Source organism: Streptomyces sp. NBC_00654 (assembly GCF_026341775.1).
Classification (GTDB): Bacteria; Actinomycetota; Actinomycetes; order Streptomycetales; family Streptomycetaceae; genus Streptomyces.
Genome location: NZ_JAPEOB010000010.1, coordinates 25,245 through 42,116, shown reverse-complemented (window position 1 = coordinate 42,116; position 16,872 = coordinate 25,245). Strand labels below are relative to the sequence as shown.

The following is a 16,872-nucleotide window of genomic DNA, read 5'->3' as shown; positions in this document are numbered from 1 at the left end:
CGGAGGCGCCGACGCGCGTAAGCTCCCCGTCTTCACCCAGTACGGCACCGACAGTGCCGAGGAATTCGCTGCCAGGTTCCTCCCCGCCGACGAGCAGCAACTCACCCACCTGATGAACTGGGTGCACCACACCGCACGCGCCAGCGCCCTGCCCGTCGACAGAGAAGTCCCTGCCGCAGACCTCCGCGAGCTCACGACGAAAGCGCACGAGCTCTTCGAAGACCTCCTGCACCGCTGGTCACAGCCCCTGGGCTTCGGAGAAGAAGACAGCGACGGCCTGTTGGCCGTCCTTCTCCTCGGAGCGGTGACCATGGCCGATCACCTCTCCTCCGCCCACGCCTCGCTCCACCAACGCCACCCACTGACCGCGGACTACCGTGCCCGCCTCACCGAACGGCTGGCCGCGAAAGGCCATACCGTCCGCCCTCAGCAGGACATGGCCGGGGACACTCACGGCCACCTTTTGCTCAGGTCATGGACCGCCAGCGGCAAGACCGAGGGCTCCCTGCTCTGGGCCAGAACCCAGATCGACGACCTCACCGCACACACCGGCGGCACCCCCCGGATCTTCTATGTCCTCCCCTACCTGGCCAGCATCAACGCGATGTCCGACCGTCTGCGCAAAGAACTCGACACACCGGACGGCATCGGAGTCGCCCACTCCAAGGCCGCCTCCTACCATCTCGCCCGCTCCCTCGCCGACGGCTGCGGCGAGGACGAGGACCGCACCGACACAGCAGCCAAAGCCCACTCACGAGCCGAAGCGACGAAGAACTTCCTCGAACTCGTGCGCGTCGGCACCCCCTACCAACTCATGCGCGGAGCACTGGCCGGCCCCGTCCACTCCAGCATCCTGATGGACAGCACCAACTCCGTGTTCATCCTGGACGAACTGCACGCCTTCGACACCCGCCGCCTCGGCATGATCCTCGCCATGATGCGCCTGTGGACACGCACCGGAGGCCGCGTCGCTGTCCTCTCCGCCACCCTGCCCACCGCCCTCGCAGAACTCGTCACCGAAACCCTCCAGCAGCCGGCCAGCTTGGTCGAAGCCCCCACCAGCGTCGCAACCCCCGCCCGCCACCGCATACACACCCGCCTCAGCCACCTCACCGACGAAACCTCCATCACCGAAATCCGCGACCAGCTCACCGACGGCCGCTCCGTGCTGGTCGTCGCCAACAACGTCAAGGACGCCATCCTCCTCTACAAGGAACTGGCACCCCTGTGCACACAACTGCACGGCAAGGACTCCGCCTACCTGCTGCATTCCCGCTACAGACGGATGGACCGCACCGCCATCGAAACCGGCATCCTGAAACGCTTCGAAGCCGGCAGCCCCAGACGCCCCGGCCTCCTGGTCGGAACCCAGGCACTCGAGGTCTCCCTGAACATCGACCTGGACCTGTGCCACACCTCCGCCGCAGACCTCGAGGCCCTGCTGCAGCGCTTCGGCCGCACCAACCGCATCGGCACACTGCCACCCGCACCCGTCGTCATCCACCAACCCACCTACGGTCCCCGGCGTGGCGGAGGCGGCGCTCTGTGGGCCGACGGAGTCTATGACGAAGCGCCCACACGCCTGGCCTGGGACATCCTCACCCGGCACGACGGAGAGATCGTCGACGAAAGGCTGACCACCACCTGGCTCGACCAGGTGTATTCCAGCGACTGGGGCCGGCAATGGCGGATCAACGTCAAAAACCACCAGCGAGACTTCGAAGACGCGTTCCTGACGTTCGGGCAGCCCTTCGACGACCGCTCCGCCCTCGCCGAGAACTTCGATGCCCAATTCGACGGCACCGAAGCGATCCTCAGCACCGACCGCGACGCCTACGCCGCCGCCCTCGACAAGACCACCGGAAACCCGAAGACCAGCCGACTCCTCGCAGACGAGTACCTGATCCCCATGCCGCACTGGGCGGGCGGACTCACCCGGTACGAGAAGAACCTCAAAACACGCGTCATCGACGGAGACTACGACCCCGTCCTTGGCCTGCTCGCCGTAAAAGGCCTGCTCCAGGAGACCTACCGCCCAGGAGAAGTCCTGTGATCGAAGCGGAAGACATCGGCGGCGTTCACATTAAGTACCTCTACCACTGCCCCCGCCAGCTCTGGCTCTACCTGCGCGGCATCCGCCCCGAACAGCTGAGTGCCACCGTCCAGCTCGGCGAGGCCACACACGACACCTCATACACCCGCAACACGCCCGTCGACCTCGGGGCAGCCCAGCTCGACTTCATTGATGGCCAGCACTGGGTACACGAGGTCAAATCCTCGTCCCGCCCCAGCCCCGCCGACCAAGCGCAGGGCCGCCACTACTGCCACCGGCTCCACCGCGTCGGCATCGAAGCCCAAGGGGCCGTACTGCACTACCCCAAAACCCGCCGGACCCAACGCTTCCCCTACACCCCGCAAGCCGCAACCCAGGCCGAAGCGGACATCACCCAGGTCCTCACCGTGGCTGCCCTCCCCAACTCACCGAGCCGACTCGCCCTCTCCGCCTGCCGCGGCTGCAGCTTCACCGACTACTGCTGGACGGACTGACATGCCTGCCACCGCCCGCACCTACTGGCTGACCAACCCCTGCCGGATCCGCCGCAAAGACGAATCCCTCATCATCGAGCGCGAGAACGCCGCCAACGTCCACATCCCCATCACCGACGTCCGCGACATCGTCGCCTGCGCCGAAACCGACATCAACACCGCAGTCGTCTCCCTGCTCAATCGACACCGCATCAACGTCCACCTCCTCAGCTACTACGGGGACTACGCCGGCTCCCTCCTCACCTCCGAGACCAGCACCTCGGGCCAGACCGTCCTCACCCAGGCGCGAACCGCGCAGGATCCCGGAACCAGCCTGAAGATCGCCCGCGACATCGTGGACGCCACCGCCTTCAACGTCAGACGCGTCGTCGACCGCAGACTGCTCACCCGCCCGTACCACGTCCTTCAGGAATCGATCGCCACAGCCGAAACTCCCTCACACCTCATGGGGGCCGAAGGAACGTTCCGACGCTCCGCCTGGGAAGTCATCGACACGAAACTCCCCGACTGGCTGCAACTCGGCGGGCGCAGCCGCCGACCGCCCAAGAACGCCGGAAACGCCTTCATCAGCTATGTCAACGGCATCACATACGCGCGAGTCCTCACCGCAGTACGCCTCACCCCGCTCCACAGCGGCATCGCCTTCCTCCACAGCAGCCTGGAACGCCAACGGCACTCCCTTGTCCTGGACCTCGCCGAAATGTTCAAACCGCTGTTCGCCGAGCGGCTCCTCCTACGGCTCGCAGGCCGCAACCAGCTCAAGGAGCACCACTTCGACCGCCAGAGCAACCAGGCAATGCTCAGCGAGGCTGGACGCAAGTACGTCGTCCAGACCGTCCGCGACGAGTTCGCTGTCACCATCGCGCACCGCAGCCTCGGCCGGAACGTCGCCTACGACGAACTCCTCTACCTCGATGCCCTCGCCCTGACCCGCCACTGCCTGGAGGGCACCCCCTACAAACCCTTCAGGATCTGGTGGTAGCCACTCCATGTACGTAGTTGTCGTCTACGACACCCTTGCCGAACGCAACTCGCGCATTCTCCGAACCTGCCGCCAGTACCTCCACCACGTCCAGCGCAGCGTCTTCGAAGGCCAACTCAGCGCAGCCCAACTCCGCCGCTTCCAGGCAGCCGTCGAATCCGTCCTCGACCTGACCTACGACAACGTCCTCGTCTACACCTTCCCGCCCGGTACCCTCCCTCAGCGTCTCGAATGGGGCGCGGTCGAACCGGCCCCGAGCGACGTGCTGTAACGAAGAGGGCCCCAGTGACGCCTCGAACCAACCTGAAATTGCAGCGCCACACCGGGGCACGCGACACTACCGGAGGTCCGCTGCAACACCCGGAGGACCAGGCCGTCCTTTACCCCCTGTCACCTGCATCTTTACCGTGGGGTCCTCATCGCCCCTTCGAGGGGTAGCAACTGGGTGACCGGTGCCGCACTGGCCGGACCGCTCGCCGGTCCTCATCGCCCCTTCGAGGGGTAGCAACGTCATGGTGACGTAGCGGCCGATGGGGAAGTATCCGGTCCTCATCGCCCCTTCGAGGGGTAGCAACTCTATGAGGACGAGGACGGCAACCACACCTTCGAGCCGTCCTCATCGCCCCTTCGAGGGGTAGCAACGCGGCGCGGACCAGGCCGTGCTCTTCCTCCAGGCGGGTCCTCATCGCCCCTTCGAGGGGTAGCAACCGCCCGGCTGCGGGCCTGTTGGGCTTGCTCGACGGTCCTCATCGCCCCTTCGAGGGGTAGCAACGTGCCGGACTCCAGCCGGGCGCTCCGCACGATCGCCCAGTCCTCATCGCCCCTTCGAGGGGTAGCAACCCTGAAGAAGCCGATGCGCTTCTCATGCCGCGCACTGGTCCTCATCGCCCCTTCGAGGGGTAGCAACGTGGTTCAGCAGCGCACGGGCACGGCGGCGGAAGCGGGTCCTCATCGCCCCTTCGAGGGGTAGCAACGTGGCCAGGGTGCGGCGGTATCCGGCCGCGCGCTGCAGTCCTCATCGCCCCTTCGAGGGGTAGCAACTCCCGCACTGCTCCTGGCGGTGGGCGAGCCGTCGCAGTCCTCATCGCCCCTTCGAGGGGTAGCAACGCTACGAGAGGGCGTTCGAGGACACCTTCGGCTGGGGTCCTCATCGCCCCTTCGAGGGGTAGCAACCTACGTGGCTGTGGCTGACACGCCTCTGGCCACCGGTCCTCATCGCCCCTTCGAGGGGTAGCAACGCCGGCGCCGCGGTCCGCCCGTCACTGCCGCCAAACGTCCTCATCGCCCCTTCGAGGGGTAGCAACGTCATTCGCCACCCCGCGCTCGTCCACTTCAGGTGGGTCCTCATCGCCCCTTCGAGGGGTAGCAACTCATCTCGATCCGGGTGGACGCGATCGTGTCCCGGCGTCCTCATCGCCCCTTCGAGGGGTAGCAACGAAGTGCATGTCGGGGGCTGCTACGCGGCGGGGGACGTCCTCATCGCCCCTTCGAGGGGTAGCAACCCGCCCGCGCCGCGCTCCTGCCGACGCCGCCGACCGGGTCCTCATCGCCCCTTCGAGGGGTAGCAACGCGACGGATGCGGGCGTGTACCAGGTCTCGGGGAGTCCTCATCGCCCCTTCGAGGGGTAGCAACTCGTCCTCCACAAGCCCACCGCTGACGTCACCACAGGTCCTCATCGCCCCTTCGAGGGGTAGCAACTTCCAGAAGGTCTTGACGAGCGCTTTAACCGAGTGGTCCTCATCGCCCCTTCGAGGGGTAGCAACATGTACGCAAGGTCGCCCCGGTGCCCGTGAGCGCGTCCTCATCGCCCCTTCGAGGGGTAGCAACATGACGTACGCGGCGATGGCGGCCGGGGTCGACGGTCCTCATCGCCCCTTCGAGGGGTAGCAACGGGTAGCACTCACCGTTGCTGCTCGGGGGACCTTGATGTCCTCATCGCCCCTTCGAGGGGTAGCAACATGCTGATGCTCTTGCGGAGTGCCATGATCGGGGTCGTCCTCATCGCCCCTTCGAGGGGTAGCAACACTATGCCGTCCTCGCCTACAACGCGCGCGCCGCGCGCGTCCTCATCGCCCCTTCGAGGGGTAGCAACAGCATGGAGGAGACGATCTCGCCGTCCCGCATGTCGTCCTCATCGCCCCTTCGAGGGGTAGCAACGGCTCGTAGAGGGACCGGCCGCCGGGATGGCGCCCGTCCTCATCGCCCCTTCGAGGGGTAGCAACCCCTCCGGGTAGATCTTTCCGGTGCGCAGGGCGCGGTGTCCTCATCGCCCCTTCGAGGGGTAGCAACAAGCAGGGGATCACCCAGAACCTCCGGCTCCGCGGCTAGTCCTCATCGCCCCTTCGAGGGGTAGCAACACCGACGCGCCGCCGTCCAGGTCGTCCAGCTCCGCGAGTCCTCATCGCCCCTTCGATGGGTAGCAACTACTCCGCCTCGCACGGCAGCAGCAGGACGTCTGCGGCGTCCTCATCGCCCCTTCGAGGGGTAGCAACTCCACGACGTCCCGGCCGAGGATGATCGGGCGGTGGCGTCCTCATCGCCCCTTCGAGGGGTAGCAACTCAGACCTGGCCCGGCCGTCGAACCGGGCCTGAGCGGTCCTCATCGCCCCTTCGAGGGGTAGCAACCCCGCCACAAGGGCCGCGCCCTCGCGTTGCTCAAGGCGGTCCTCATCGCCCCTTCGAGGGGTAGCAACGTCCAGCCGCCGCACTTGCTGCACTGGTAGAGGTATGTCCTCATCGCCCCTTCGAGGGGTAGCAACAGGCGGAGAAGCCGGACCTGATCACGATCGGAGCCGGTCCTCATCGCCCCTTCGAGGGGTAGCAACATATCGATCGCCACGGCATCGGTACACGCGGTGACGGGTCCTCATCGCCCCTTCGAGGGGTAGCAACATGTGCGCAAGGCCGCCCCGGTGCCCGTGAGCGCCGGGTCCTCATCGCCCCTTCGAGGGGTAGCAACAGCACACCCCAGTAGGCATCCGCGCTGTCCGGCAGCGGTCCTCATCGCCCCTTCGAGGGGTAGCAACTCGAACCATTTCGGGGCGGGCTCGCACTTGCGGAGGTGTCCTCATCGCCCTTCGAGGGGTAGCAACGCGGTGTGTGTGGGGACCCATGCGGGTCCGGCGCAGGTCCTCATCGCCCCTTCGAGGGGTAGCAACTTCTTCGCGTTGGTGGTGAGCTTGTAGAGCGACCCGGTCCTCATCGCCCCTTCGAGGGGTAGCAACGTGGTAGCCCAGACCTTCCCGGTCCACCGCATCCAGGTCCTCATCGCCCCTTCGAGGGGTAGCAACGCGGCCCACTCTTCGGCCCACTGCCGGGCGAGGTCGGGTCCTCATCGGCCCTTCGACGGGTAGCAACACGGCACCCAGTACGTCCTGGAAGGGCCGGTCACTAGTCCTCATCGCCCCTTCGAGGGGTAGCAACGCACGAAGCCGCGCATCTACTGCGGCCGGTCCTGCCGGTCCTCATCGCCCCTTCGAGGGGTAGTAACCTCCTCCGCCGCCGCGCTGCACCCGGGCGGGACATGACACCGGCGCAGCGGGCGCAGTTCGACATCGGTGTCCAGCGCCTCGCCGCCGATCCGTACGGCCAGGGGGCCGCCCGGATCAAGGACGACCACGACCGCCGCCAGGCCGTCGGCGCGCACGGCCGGTCCGCCATCGCAACCCTGGTCGAGCGGACCACCCGCTACACCATGCTGGTCCACCTGCCCGCCAGCTCCCACGACGCCGCAGCCGTCCGCGACGGCCTGGTCCGCACCGTCCAGACCCTGCCCCCGCACCTGCGGGGCTCTCTCACCTGGGACCAGGGGACCGAGATGGCGCGGCACAAGCAGTTCACCATGGCCACCGGGATGCCGGTCTACTTCTGCGATCCCGCCTCGCCCTGGCAGCGCAGCTCGAACGAGAACACCAACGGCTTGTTGCGCCAGTACGTCCCCAAGGGCACCGACCTGAGCCTGCACAGTCCCGAGGACCTCGAACACGTCGCCCAGGAGCTCAACGGCCGCCCACGCAAGACGCTCGGCTGGGATACACCAGCCGAGCGTCTACGTGATCTACTCACCACCTGAGGCGAGCAGTGTTGCAACGACCGCTAGAACCAACGCCGTTCAGTTAGGGCGGGGCTGGGGGTGTCAAGGGCGGCTCGTGGGCATGGTGATGCTGATGGTGGCTTTGTAGGTGGTGCGGTCGATGGCGGGTCCGCGTGCGTTGTATTTGGAGATCGCGCGTTTGACGATGCGGTCTTTGGTGCGGACCCGCCGGGTGGGCAAGAGGTGGGCCAGAATGTGGCGGCCGATCGTGCCGACGAGGTCGATGTCGGTGCCGGTGATGACGCCGGCGGCCAGGACGAGCTGGTCTCGGGCGGCGACGAGCGCGGTCGTGAAGCCGGCCCGGTCCGGGTCGGTGCCCGGGATGCTGTCGGTGGCGTCGGTCATCGCAGTGCGTAGTGCCTGGTAGGCGGTCAGCAGGGCCCAGACTTCCTGCTCGATGCCGTCCGGGGTGCGGGCCCGCAGGACGCGTCCGCCCAGGATCGTGGACTTCAGTTCCGCGTAGGCGGTCTCGATCTCCCAGCGCTCGTGGTAGAGCCGGACGAGTTCACCGGCCGGGTGGGTGGCAGGGTCGGTGAGGGTGGTCAGCAGCCGGTAGTGGCCGGTGCGGGTGCCCTGGGCGGTGCGGATGGTGATCTCGGCGTCGATGACCCGCACGGTCAGCGCTCCGATGCGGGTCAGTACTGAGCCGTCGCGGCAGCGGGCCACTGTTGGCAGTTTCCGGTTGGCCTTGCAGCGGACCAGTAGATCGGCGCCGGTGGCGGCGAGCTGGTTCAGCAGCGCGGCGGCGGAGAAGTTCCGGTCGCCCAGCAGCAGCATCCCGGCCCGAAGGTCCACCGTCAGGCGGCGGGCGTACTCCAGCTCACCGGTCGTGGCCGGACCGAACACGGCCCCGATCACCGACCTGGTTCCGCAGGCCACCAGCGCGGTCAGGCGCAGTTGCGGGTAGCCCGAGGTCCCGTTGCCGAGCCGCTGCCGGGTGAAAACCGTGAGGTTGGACGGGCAGTCCGGGACCGGCAGCAGGGTGCCGTCGACCGCGACGATTCTCAGGCCCCGCCAGCGCCCGGCGGCAGCGGTCGTGGCCGCAGGGCCGCTCACCAGATGGAACAGCGCTTTCATCGGTGCCGGCCCCAGCCGCTGGCGGGCCTGGCGAAGAGCGCTGCCGCTGGGCCGGAGCAGCGGCAGGCCCGAAAGCCCGGCACACAATCGGTCGAAGACCTGCTGGTAGCCCAGCCCGCTGAAGAGGGCCGCGGCCAGTAGGAGGTACACCGTGACCCGCGCCGGCACCAGCCGGACCCTGCGCTGCACCGCACGGGTCTCCGCCAGCACCTCGTCGACCATCTCGAACGGGACGATCCGGGTCAGCTCACCGATATGCCCCGGCGCGAACACCCCGGCCGCTACCCGCGCCGTCCTGGTTATGGCAGCCTGTTCCAACAGCGGAGCTCCTGTGGTGAGGATGTCTTGGAGGACAGACCTCTTCTACAGCAGCTCCGCTGCCTCGTTCACCAACCTTGACGAACAGCCACCGCGCCTAACTGAACGGCGTTGCCGCTAGAACTGAAGCCCAGGTACACCTGGGCGGAGGGCCGCTTTTTGCGTTGTGCGGAAGTCAGACCGTCGTTTCTCGCGCAGTGGAGCCGCTCTCGGCCTTCGGGGCTTGGTTCTCCGGACTCCTGGCGATCTGGGAGCTGTTGTATGTGATCAGTAGAGTCGTCAGCTTCTTCCGGTCAGCCGGAGCCAGCTGATCAATGACCAACTCAGCCAGCGCGGCAGGCTCCAGCGTCGGCAGGAGCGGCCCGCTCGGGCCATCATCCGAGAACGTCGACCGAGGCTCAGGCACAGACCGATCTTGCCCAGCGGCGAGCCTTGGGGTGCGATCGTGCGATTCCTCAGTGTCAGCATCAGGGTGTTGGTTTACCGCGGTAAACCGCTTCTTGGGCTCAACGAGCTCTGGCGCTGTGACTGGAGTCGATGGAACAGGCTTCGAGCTGACCGGTTGAGATGCCCGACGCCCTCTTGGTGCACGGGGCATGCTCTGCGCTGCCAAGCGGCGATTCTCTTCGTCGGACCATGCTTGTGCCTGTTCCGCAGCCGGCAGCCCGGCGATGTCTCTTGCGACGCGTACAGGCATCTCGCCACTGCTCACCAGAATCTGTAGCTCTGGCGTCAGCTTGAGCAGCTTGCGCTGCTGGCTGACCCAGCCCTTCGTCTTGGCGTAGTGATCGGCGACCCTGTCGGCTCCCCCGAGCTCTGCCACCATGATCTCGATGCCGATGGCTCGCTCGATCGGGTCGAGATCCTCGCGGTCGTTGTTCTCCGAGAGGACTGCGTCCAGGAAGTCGGCCCGGGTCTTGGCTACGTCTTCGTTGTGTACGACGTTGAGCGTCGACAGCCCGGCCAGGCGCGAACCGCGGTATCGACGCTCGCCATTGGCGATCACATACGGTGCGGCACCGACGTGCTCTTCCTCCACTGGCCAGAGCTTGAGGTACCCGGCGCGGGAAACGACCACGGCGGGCTGGAGCTGGCGCTTCTTCAGCTTCAGCCCGAACTCCTTGAGCTCCTTGTCCGTGCCGAAGTTCCGACGCGGGTTGAAGCGCGTCGGTACGAGCTTCTCCAAGGGGAGGGTAAGGAGGAGCGGGTCACTCTTGCCGGGTACTTCGTCGACCTTCTGGCCAGCGAGCGAGGCGAGGCTCGTGCGTCGTCCTGCAGCCATCACGCCCCACCGCCATAGCCGAGCTCCAGAGCCAGACGGAAGAAGTCCTCGCGTGCTTCCATGGCCACGCGATTCTTGGGGTACTGGGTGACCACGCGGCCTTCGACGGATGCTCGCGTGTGGACCTTGTAGCGACGGATCACTGTCTCCGTGCGGGGCCACTCTTCGGCGTCAATGTATGCCTTGGTGTCTTCAAGGTCGGCCACCCCGTCCCTCGGGTCCCAATTGTTGATCACAACCTTGAAAGGGAGCCCGCTGGGCACGATTACGTTCTGGATGGTCCGCGCGGTGGGGTCGAAGGCGAGGCCTTCAGGAGGCATGGGCACTATTACGTCGTGGGCGTACTTCAGTGCCTCAAGCAGGAGGTTCTCGTCCTGAAGGCTGCCTGGAGTGTCGATGAAGACGTGCTGAAGGCCGCTCTTGCTGGCCCTGAGGACATCAGCGACGACAGCTCCGAGGTTCAGAGTGGTCGTGGTCTTACCGACGCCACCCTTCTGGTTGGCGATGACATGGACCTTCGCTCCCGTGTTCTTGAGGATCGCCAAGTTCTCCGGAGTGTCGTGCTCCTGGGAGAAGTCGAACGGCAGATCCGTGATCCTGTTCGCCCACCAGACAGTGGATGCCTGGGGGTCAATGGATACGACGTAGACGCTTGCTGGCATGTGATGCTCCGTTTGCTTCCCGTAGGTTCCGGTACTTCGGGCAGTGGGCATCATTGCAGATAGACGTGGGTGGGTTTGACCCGGACGCTCATGATTCGACCACTCGTGCAGCCCGTTGACTCAGGTGCCGGTTTACCGCGGTAAACCGGCAGAGTGACGAGAGTGGCCCTTGCAGCCCGGGTGCCCCGAGTCTGCAAGGTGGCCTTCGGCCTTGGGCCGGTCCAGGATGCTGTGGGCCCGAGCGCCGTCGTGACAGGGCCCGCGACCAACTCCTGGCCGTCTGGCGCCCAGGTGAGTGCGTCGTCACCGCCGACCTCAACGCCTTGCATCTATTCGACAATGAGTTTCGGCGGTGCGTCCTCTGCCCTGTCCAGTTGAAGCCCCGCTGCGAGCGGGCCCGCCCTGCCCGGTGTCCTCGGCGCACGGACCACCACGCAGTTCGCCGCTGGCCGCAGCTTGATGGCACGCCTTCCTGAAGTTCAGTCATCAGTCTTCCGTTGAACCCGTCGACGCGCTGCGATACGGCGGAGCACGTGGGGACTGCCGGAGAGCACGTAGGGACTGCCGGAGAGCACGTAGGGACTGCCGGAGAGCACGTAGGGACTGCCGGAGAGCGATGACATTCGCTGTCCGGCCCGGGGCTGCTTCCCGCCTGACGGGCGCCGGTGAAGAAAGTTCGGCCGCTGCTCCCGCCTGGCGGGCCGTCCCGCCGATCTGCCTTTCCTTGCAGGCCAGAGCCGTGTGACGTGGTCTCCATGACAGTGGATATCAGGGTCATCCGGGCCAGTCAGATGTATCGCTATTACCTGCGCCAGACAGTCGTCGGCGACGGCCGCCGCCCGGCCCGCACGCCGCTGCGCGCCGCCCAGGAGCAGGCCGGTGTCCCGGTCGGGCGTTGGATGGGCCGCGGCCTGGCCGCGCTAGGGCTGACGCCGGGGGAGGAGGTGACCGAGGCGCAGCTGAGGAACTTGTTCGGCGAGCGGGGCCGCCATCCCGACGCGGACCGGATCGAGGCCGACCGGCTCGCCAAGGGCGAATCCCCGAAGAAGGCGTTCAAGGCCGGCGCCCTGGGACGCCGGGTGATGGTCACCGGTGTCGACTTCGCCTTTCGGCCGCAGCCGACGATCTACCTGTTGTGGGCGCTGGGGGATGAGGAGACCCGGCGGGTGATCGAGGCCGCGCACGAGCGCGCGATCGTACGGGTGCTGGAGTGGATCGAGGACGAGGTCGCGGTGATCCGGTACGGCAAGGACGGCATCTACCGGGTGCGGCCGCCCGGCGGTCTGGTCGCCGCCCGCTTCCGCCACTACGAGGCGAGATCGGGTATGCCGTTGCTCCATGACCATCTGCTGCTGTCCGTGAAGGGGCAGCGCCTGGACGGGAAGTGGGGTTCGATCCACACTCTGGCCCTGCACGAGAACACCGTCGCCGCCTCCGCGCTCTACAACGAGCTCGTGGCCGCAGAGGTCTGCGAAGAGCTGGGACTGGCCACCGAGCCGCGCACCGTCACCCCGGGGCGCCGGCCGGTCATGGAGATTGCCGGGGTGCCGCACGAGCTGATCCGCTGGACCGCCCGGCGCAGCGACCAGATCGCCGCATGCCTGGCAGAGCTGGAGCACGAGTACGTCACCGCCGTCGACGACGACGGCGAGCCGAAGTTCCTGCCCGTGGTCTCCGAGCGGACCCGCGCCAAGCTGAACGGGATCGCCGCGAAGATGACGCGCCCGCCGAAACCGAAGGCCCGGCCCCTCGCGCAGCTGTGCAAGGAGTGGAAGGAAAGCGCGATCCGCACCTCCAACGTGGCCGTCGACGTCATCAACTCCCTTCTCGAGTACGCCCGTGCCGCGGCTGTGGCGATCCGGTCCCGGGTCGCCGCCGTGGTCGACATAGCGCTGGCGGCCGTCGACGTCGCCGCGACGGTGTTCGTGATGAACGACGGCGGCCGCTTCCACCGCCGCCACCTGCTCGCCGAAGCCCGACGCCACCTCGCCCTCGTCCTGCGCGGCCGCCGCCGCGACCCCGGCCTCGACGACCAGGTCGTGGCCGCCGCCATCTCCACCCACTGCCTGGACATCAGCGAGCCGAAGACCGTACGGGGCCTGGAGGCCGGCTACCGCCTCTACACCGCCCGGTGGTCCCTGTCCGACCTCCCCGCCCGCCGCCGCCCACCCACTCCCGGGCCCGACCTGGACCGGCGACCCCCGGCCGATCCCGGCGAGCCGGCCGCACCCCAGCACTTGGGGCAGGACGCGGGGGAGTGGGAGATCCCCCGCATCCCGTTGCGCTACGACCGGGCCGTCCTTGCTGGTGCGGTGGTGCGGGAGGAGCTGCGCATCACCATCACCGCCGCCGCTGTGCGGGGCCGGGCGTACGACATCGTCCGGCACCAGCAGGCGGCGATGCCCGAGCAGCTGCTCGCGCCCGCGACTGCCGATCCCGAGAACGACGACCAGGAGCCGGGCACCGGACGCCGGGAGGCGATCGACATGACGGCGCTGCGGGCCCTACGGGAGTCCCGCACTGACATGGAAGCTCTCGGCCTCACTGCCGAACGGCTGCGCCACCTCAAGGATGCGTTCACCAAGGCGGCCGACGACTCCCGCACCCGCGCGACCCGCTACAACGAACAGGACGACGCCGACGCGGTGCGCCCGGTGCGCCCGGACGACCAGCAGGCGCACCGCCCGCCGGAGCCCGGACCGCACCGCGGCCGGGAGGCCGGCCACTGAGTGCACCCGATGGCGCGCGTCCGATGCCGTGGCGCGCACCGACGATGCTCGGCCCCAAGGTCACCCTGGGCAAGCCTCGCCCTCGGCGGCGGCGGGACAACGGGCATAAGTACCAGGCCCCGGCTGTCAGTGGTGGCTGGGAGGCTGGTGCGCATGGACAGGGATGAGGAGTTGCTGCGCGGCCGGGTCTACGGCGCCGACCACGACCACCCGGGGCCGCTGCCGCACCGCGACTACGCCGAACTGGTCGGCGGCCCGCTCGATGGGCTGCTGCTCGACATCACCGGCTGGACAGCGGACGAGATCCAGACCGGCGTCGCGCTGATGACCGATCTCGGGCAGTTCGGCGCCGACGGCCGCGCTCTGTATGAGCCGCGGCCTGGCGAGCGGATCCGCTGGGACTGGTCCGGCGACACGCCCTGAGCGGGGCGTCGTGCCCGGCTTCGTCTTCGTTGCAGGGCGGTCGGGTGATGCGGCGGCCCGGTTTCGGCGCGGTGGCTGAACGCTCTATTCGAACGCACGTATTATTAGTGTGTGTCTCAGTACGACTTTCCCCAGGACCTCCGCGACGCCCAGCTCGCTCTCCACCAGACCCGCGCCGAGTGTGAGGCCTACGCACGCACGCTGCCGTGGTCGGCGGAGCCGATGCCCGGCTGGGAGGCGGAGAAGCAGGTCCACAGCAGCTACCGGCCCGCCAAGGCGGACAGCCCCGGCTACACCGACGAGCGTGCGACACGAAGTCGCTCCGAAAGAAGTGGATACGCAATAGTGCACAGATAAACAACTAATGCATATCTCCGGCCCGTGCCAATGGCCGGTCCCCCACACTCACGTGCGTCGACAGTAATGACGGGGTGCGAAGCTGAGTGCAGAGAAACCAAAAGGCTCCGTCGACCATCGAAGGGGCCTAGGTATTGGGGGAAGAGTGGCAGGGTGAACGCAAGTGAACCTCTGTTGATGGCTCGTCAGTGTAACCCGTCGATGGTATGCAAGCAGACGGCATGGGAAGGGACACGAGAAAGTGTCGGATGGAGGCGCTGGTAGTTCGTCCACGCCTTATGGCACCATCCTCTTCCCCGGGCTATAGGAGGCACCCGCACCACTCGCATCTTCTAGGTGCGGAACGTGGAAACCCCGTTGGAGTCCGGCCACCGGTAAGCCCAACGCAAGAAGGGCAGAACTCTCCAGCGGGAACAGGAAGGCTCAAGAAGCAAATGCTGGCAGGGCGAAAGCCCGGAGGAAAGGCGCAACTGCGCTATAACTCGCTAGATACGGGACATGTGCTCGGCCTGAAAAGGAGCTGACGTGAGCCTGGTGGACCTTTGAAAAACGAAGCAATGAAACCAGCACCAAAGGGAAAGTTAGACGATGGAGCATCGCTGAAAAATAGCGAAACTTCAGAGAACGGACCGGAGGGCGTACTCCAATCCTGGCACAGTGTTGACTGGGCGAAGGCTGAGGGGAACGTACGGCGACTGAGGCAGAGAATTTTCAAGGCCGCGCAGCAAGGAAATCTGAAACAGGTACACAATCTGCAAAAACTCATGTTGCGCAGCTACTCAAGCACGCTAGTCAGCGTGAAAAGAGTCTCGCAGCTGAGTGCCGGACGCAAGACTGCTGGCATTGACGGCGTCAGATCGCTGACACCACAGCAGAGGTATGGGCTCGCTACTGAAATCCATGCAGAGGCGAGACTATCCAAAGCCGTGCCAGTGAAGCGAGTGTATATCCCGAAGAGCAATGGAAAACAACGCCCACTGGGCATTCCAGTCATCCGGGACCGCGTGTTACAGGCGCGCGTCAAGAACGCGCTTGAGCCTGAGTGGGAGTCAAAGTTCGAGGCGAGAAACTATGGTTTCCGTCCCGGCCGAGGCTGTCACGACGCGTTAGAGGCCATCTTCAACGCTGGTAGCTCCAGAGGGAAGCGAGTCTGGGTCTTGGATGCCGACCTTGCCGGCGCATTCGACCGTATCGACCATCACCACTTGATGCAGTCAATCGGCAGCTTCCCAGCCAGGGAAGCGGTTCGCGGATGGCTCAAGGCTGGAGTGATGGAGAGCGGAAGATTCACGCCGACCGAGGAAGGGGCACCACAGGGTGGAGTAATTAGCCCTCTGCTACTTAACATCGCTCTTCACGGTATGGAGAAAGCCGTCGGGTGCCGGTACAGAAAGAAAGGAGCGGGGCGGGAAATGTCCGCCGTACCGGGAACCCCTATCCTAATCCGCTACGCTGATGATTTTGTGGTCTTTTGCTACACAAAAGAAGAGGCGGAGTCGGTCCAGGAGAGGCTTGGGGAGTGGCTAGCCCCGAGAGGGCTATCCTTCAATGCGGAGAAAACCAAAACGGTGCACCTGGATCAAGGGTTTGACTTCCTCGGGTTCAATGTACGCCGTTATGGTGGTCAGCTGCTAACGAAACCAAGTCGAGCGGCAACTAAGAGAATCAAGGAGCGGCTACGCGACGAGGTGAAACACCTGCGAGGTGCAAACGCCGAAGCGCTTATAGCGAAACTCACCCCCATCATTCGGGGCTGGGCCACGTACTATCGAGTTGCCGTGTCAAGCAAAGTATTTAGTGCGCTCGACACGTACGTGTGGCGACTCACCTATAAGTGGGGACGCTACACGCATCCGACAAAGTCGAAAACCTGGGTAGTCGACAGGTATTTCGGCCGATTCAACCCGGCCAGGAATGACCGATGGGTTTTTGGTGCACAACAGGGCGCCTATTACCTGCGGAAATTCGCTTGGTCAAAGATCGTCCGTCACGACATGGTCAAAGGCTTGGCCTCACCAGACGACCCGTCACTGACGCAGTACTGGGATAAGAGGAGACGCAAGGCGATCCCGAAGGCCTTTGATAAGAAATCTCTTTCGCTTGCCTATCTGCAAAAGGGAATCTGTCCAATGTGCCGACAGGATCTGATTGCCGGAGCGGAGTACCAACCAGACAACCCACGAGAGTGGATCGACTGGTTCGCCGCCTCCAGGAAGATGGTGCATAAACATCATCTTGTCTACCGAAGTCTCGGTGGTTCTGATGAACGATCAAATCTCCGGCTTGTGCACTCCGATTGCCACCGGCAACACCACGCCAACGATCAACGGGTTGGCGGCAGGATTGTAGCGGCGCGGCCCTTGCGGTCTGCTTGAGCCGGATGCGGGGAAACTCGCAAGTC

General features: G+C 65.8%; 11 protein-coding genes, 1 pseudogene and 1 CRISPR repeat array. Of the genes and pseudogenes, 9 read left to right on the top strand and 3 right to left on the bottom strand.

The window, feature by feature from the left end; translation table 11 throughout:
* The 5 genes and pseudogenes from cas3 to OHA98_RS42260 all read left to right on the top strand — a co-directional run.
* A partial coding sequence (cas3, locus tag OHA98_RS42280) for a CRISPR-associated helicase Cas3' (RefSeq protein ID WP_266933708.1) occupies nucleotides 1–2,053 on the top strand: 2,053 nt, incomplete at its 5' end.
* The gene (locus OHA98_RS42275) at nucleotides 2,050–2,547 is read left to right on the top strand and encodes a CRISPR-associated protein Cas4 (protein ID WP_266933396.1); all 498 of its coding nucleotides are present in this window, start codon (nucleotides 2,050–2,052) and stop codon (nucleotides 2,545–2,547) included. The genes cas3 and OHA98_RS42275, both read left to right, overlap by 4 nt.
* Nucleotide 2,548: 1 nt before the next feature.
* Nucleotides 2,549–3,529 (top strand): type I-B CRISPR-associated endonuclease Cas1b, encoded by a 981-nt coding sequence (gene cas1b / locus OHA98_RS42270; protein WP_266933394.1) that lies wholly within the window; start codon nucleotides 2,549–2,551, stop codon nucleotides 3,527–3,529.
* Nucleotides 3,530–3,536: 7 nt separating this feature from the next.
* Nucleotides 3,537–3,800 carry a CRISPR-associated endonuclease Cas2 gene (gene cas2, locus OHA98_RS42265; protein ID WP_266933392.1) on the top strand — a complete coding sequence of 88 codons (264 nt, stop codon included), beginning with the start codon at nucleotides 3,537–3,539 and terminating at the stop codon, nucleotides 3,798–3,800.
* A gap of 141 nt (nucleotides 3,801–3,941) precedes the next feature.
* A CRISPR array of direct repeats spans nucleotides 3,942–7,020; the repeat unit is 30 nt; unit sequence GTCCTCATCGCCCCTTCGAGGGGTAGCAAC.
* A gap of 159 nt (nucleotides 7,021–7,179) precedes the next feature.
* Nucleotides 7,180–7,602 (top strand): annotated as a pseudogene (locus tag OHA98_RS42260) (IS30 family transposase); the annotation flags it as partial.
* Between the two features lie 63 nt (nucleotides 7,603–7,665).
* Here the strand turns inward: OHA98_RS42260 and OHA98_RS42255 are convergent.
* The 3 genes from OHA98_RS42255 to OHA98_RS42850 form a co-directional block, all read right to left on the bottom strand.
* Nucleotides 7,666–9,018, bottom strand: coding sequence for an IS4 family transposase (locus tag OHA98_RS42255; protein ID WP_266933390.1), 1,353 nt, complete (start codon nucleotides 9,016–9,018; stop codon nucleotides 7,666–7,668).
* Nucleotides 9,019–9,193: 175 nt separating this feature from the next.
* Nucleotides 9,194–10,204: a ParB N-terminal domain-containing protein gene (locus tag OHA98_RS42250; RefSeq protein WP_266933388.1), complete on the bottom strand. Its 1,011-nt coding sequence runs from the start codon at nucleotides 10,202–10,204 to the stop codon at nucleotides 9,194–9,196.
* A 95-nt stretch (nucleotides 10,205–10,299) separates the two neighbouring features.
* Nucleotides 10,300–10,962, bottom strand: a complete 663-nt coding sequence (locus OHA98_RS42850) for a ParA family protein (RefSeq protein WP_323179726.1) — start codon at nucleotides 10,960–10,962, stop codon at nucleotides 10,300–10,302.
* A 755-nt stretch (nucleotides 10,963–11,717) separates the two neighbouring features.
* On the opposite strand from OHA98_RS42850, the gene mobF reads away from it, so the two are divergent.
* The 4 genes from mobF to ltrA all read left to right on the top strand — a co-directional run bounded on the left by mobF (nucleotide 11,718) and on the right by ltrA (nucleotide 16,846).
* The gene (gene mobF / locus OHA98_RS42240; protein WP_266933386.1) at nucleotides 11,718–13,691 is read left to right on the top strand and encodes a MobF family relaxase; all 1,974 of its coding nucleotides are present in this window, start codon (nucleotides 11,718–11,720) and stop codon (nucleotides 13,689–13,691) included.
* A 153-nt stretch (nucleotides 13,692–13,844) separates the two neighbouring features.
* On the top strand, nucleotides 13,845–14,114 hold the full coding sequence (locus OHA98_RS42235; protein ID WP_266933385.1) for a hypothetical protein: 270 nt from the start codon (nucleotides 13,845–13,847) through the stop codon (nucleotides 14,112–14,114).
* A gap of 111 nt (nucleotides 14,115–14,225) precedes the next feature.
* Nucleotides 14,226–14,471, top strand: a complete 246-nt coding sequence (locus tag OHA98_RS42230) for a hypothetical protein (RefSeq protein WP_266933706.1) — start codon at nucleotides 14,226–14,228, stop codon at nucleotides 14,469–14,471.
* 557 nt (nucleotides 14,472–15,028) lie between these two features.
* Complete coding sequence (gene ltrA / locus OHA98_RS42225; protein ID WP_266933714.1) at nucleotides 15,029–16,846, top strand: group II intron reverse transcriptase/maturase; 1,818 nt, start codon at nucleotides 15,029–15,031, stop codon at nucleotides 16,844–16,846.
* Nucleotides 16,847–16,872 lie beyond the last annotated feature (26 nt).

Coding starts and splice junctions, on each gene's coding strand:
- OHA98_RS42235 (WP_266933385.1), top strand. CDS start 13,845: ATGGACAGGGATGAGGAGTTGCTGCGCGGCCGGGTCTACGGCGCCGAC.
- mobF (WP_266933386.1), top strand. CDS start 11,718: ATGACAGTGGATATCAGGGTCATCCGGGCCAGTCAGATGTATCGCTAT.
- cas1b (WP_266933394.1), top strand. CDS start 2,549: ATGCCTGCCACCGCCCGCACCTACTGGCTGACCAACCCCTGCCGGATC.
- OHA98_RS42850 (WP_323179726.1), bottom strand. CDS start 10,962: ATGCCAGCAAGCGTCTACGTCGTATCCATTGACCCCCAGGCATCCACT.
- cas2 (WP_266933392.1), top strand. CDS start 3,537: ATGTACGTAGTTGTCGTCTACGACACCCTTGCCGAACGCAACTCGCGC.
- ltrA (WP_266933714.1), top strand. CDS start 15,029: ATGAAACCAGCACCAAAGGGAAAGTTAGACGATGGAGCATCGCTGAAA.